The sequence below is a fragment of the Pseudomonas sp. 05N433 genome, from assembly GCF_056396925.1.
In genome coordinates, this window is the sequence record NZ_JBFTML010000120.1 from 1 (window position 1) to 2,322 (window position 2,322).

Annotated in this window: 3 protein-coding genes; all 3 read right to left on the reverse strand. The window is 57.3% G+C overall.

Going from position 1 to position 2,322, the window contains the following annotated elements:
• Positions 1–116: 116 nt before the first annotated feature.
• Positions 117–1,115, reverse strand: a complete 999-nt coding sequence (locus tag AC1DIS_RS29905) for a sulfate ABC transporter substrate-binding protein (RefSeq protein ID WP_477781292.1) — start codon at positions 1,113–1,115, stop codon at positions 117–119.
• Positions 1,116–1,221: 106 nt separating this feature from the next.
• A complete protein-coding gene (locus AC1DIS_RS29910; RefSeq protein ID WP_064619420.1) occupies positions 1,222–2,046 on the reverse strand; it encodes an ion transporter in 825 nt (274 codons plus the stop codon).
• A 21-nt stretch (positions 2,047–2,067) separates the two neighbouring features.
• Positions 2,068–2,322 (reverse strand): urea transporter (locus tag AC1DIS_RS29915; protein ID WP_477781293.1); only part of this gene is annotated, 255 nt, incomplete at its 5' end.

Here is a 2,322-nt window from a genome sequence, read left to right on the forward strand (position 1 = left end):
GGACATTGACCGCTCAATCCATCTCGGCCGGCAAGGACGGTGTGACGCCGCCGATGTAACGGTATCCCACAAAAAAGGCGACCTTCACAGGTCGCCTATTTCATTGAGCTCAGTGATTACTGGCCGTTGTAAATCTGGTCGAAAACCCCACCATCGTTGAAGTGAGTCTTCTGCACGGTGCGCCAGTCACCAAAGGTCTTCTCCACCGACAGGAAATCCACTTTCGGGAAGCGATCGGTGTATTTCGCCAACACCGCCGGGTCACGTGGACGCAGGTAGTTGGCAGCCGCAATTTCCTGACCTTCCGGCGACCACAGGTATTTCAGATACTCCTCGGCCRCCGCGCGAGTGCCTTTCTTGTCGACGGTTTTGTCGACCACCGACACCGGCGGCTCGGCTTCGGCGGAAACACTTGGGTAAATCACTTCGAACTGATCACGACCAAACTCGCGAGCAATCATTTCCGCTTCGTTTTCGAAGGTCACCAGCACGTCGCCGATCTGGTTGGTCATGAACGTAGTCGTGGCGGCGCGGCCACCGGTATCCAGCACCGGCGCTTGTTTGAACAGTTTTCCGACAAAGGCTTTTGCCTTGTTTTCGTCACCGCCATTTTTCAGCACATAGCCCCAGGCCGAGAGGTAGGTGTAGCGGCCGTTGCCCGAGGTTTTCGGGTTGGGGACGATCACCTGCACGCCGTCCTTGAGCAGGTCCGGCCAGTCTTTCAGGGCTTTCGGGTTACCTTTGCGGACGATGAATACGGTGGCCGAAGTGAACGGCGCGCTGTTGTTCGGCRGGCGTGTGACCCAGTTGTCCGGGACCAGTTTGCCGTTGTCCGCCAGGGCGTTGATGTCGGTGGCCATGTTCATGGTGATGACGTCAGCCGGCAGGCCATCGATCACCGAGCGCGCCTGTTTGCTGGAGCCGCCGAAGGACATCTGCAGCGTGATGTTTTCGTTGTGCTCGGCTTGCCAGTGTTTCTGGAAGGCAGCGTTGTAGTCCTTGTAGAAATCTCGCATCACGTCGTAGGAAACGTTAAGCAGGGTCGGTGCGGCCTGAGCCATGCTGCTCAAGGCCAGGCCAGCGGCCAGAAGTGAGGCGCCAAAGAGTTTTTTCACTGCGCATTCCTTGTTTTATCAAACGTGTTCGATGGAAATTGTTGGCAATTTGCCAGCGACTATAGCCGGACTCGCATAGTCGCTTAAAGATTAAAAAACACTTTGCTTATTCCATTTTCTTGAACAACGCATTGCCACAACGAGAGCAGAACGCCGCGCTGTGCTCGTGGCTGTTTTTCTTGCAGACCGGGCAATCGTGTTGCAGTTGATCACCGCGCATGGCGTTGGCCAGTTCCGCGGTAAAGATCCCCGTCGGCACAGCGATGATCGAGTAACCGGTGATCATCACCAGGGATGAAATCACCTGGCCCAGCGGCGTCTTGGGCACGATGTCGCCAAAGCCCACGGTGGTCAGCGTCACGATAGCCCAATAGATCCCTTTGGGGATGCTGGTGAAGCCGTGCTCCGGGCCTTCGATCACGTACATCAAGGTGCCGAACACCGTCACCAGGGTGCTGACGCTGAGCAGAAATACGACGATTTTCTGCTTGCTGCCGCGCAACGCCGACATCAAATAGTTGGCTTGTTTCAGATACGGGCTGAGCTTGAGCACGCGGAAAATCCGCAGCATTCGTATGATCCGGATGATCAGCAGGTACTGCGCATCGCTGTAATACAGCGCGAGAATACCCGGCACGATCGCGAGCAAATCCACCAGTCCATAGAAGCTGAACGCGTAGCGCAGCGGCTTGGGCGAGCAATACAGGCGCAGGCCGTATTCGATGACGAAAATGACGGTGAAGCCCCATTCGATGTACGCCAGCACGTCGGCGTAGTTCTGGTGAACGCTGTCGATACTGTCCAGAACCACGATCACCAGGCTGGCGAGGATGATCAACAGCAAGATGCTGTCGAAGCGCCGACCGGCCCGGGTGTCGGTCTGGAAGATCATGACGTAAAGCTCTTCACGCCAGTTTTTGCTGCTGTCCATGGATAACGCCTGAATCGAGAATCAGCGCAGCCTAGGGTGATTCTCCCCGCTAGCGCAAGGTGCGCTGTCCATGGTGGACTGACGCAACACCCGAATGCCTGCGCGAATCAGCCAGCAGGCAAGAATGAACGGCGCGGTCAGCGTTGCCAGGCCCAGTGCGGCGAACCCCGGCGTGAGCAATACCGCGAGCAGAATGCCGAGCAGCGGCAGCCAGGGTTGGCGGCGTTGCGGGCTGAAGGCGAGGGCGGCGAGTACCGCGTTGTAACCGCTCAAACC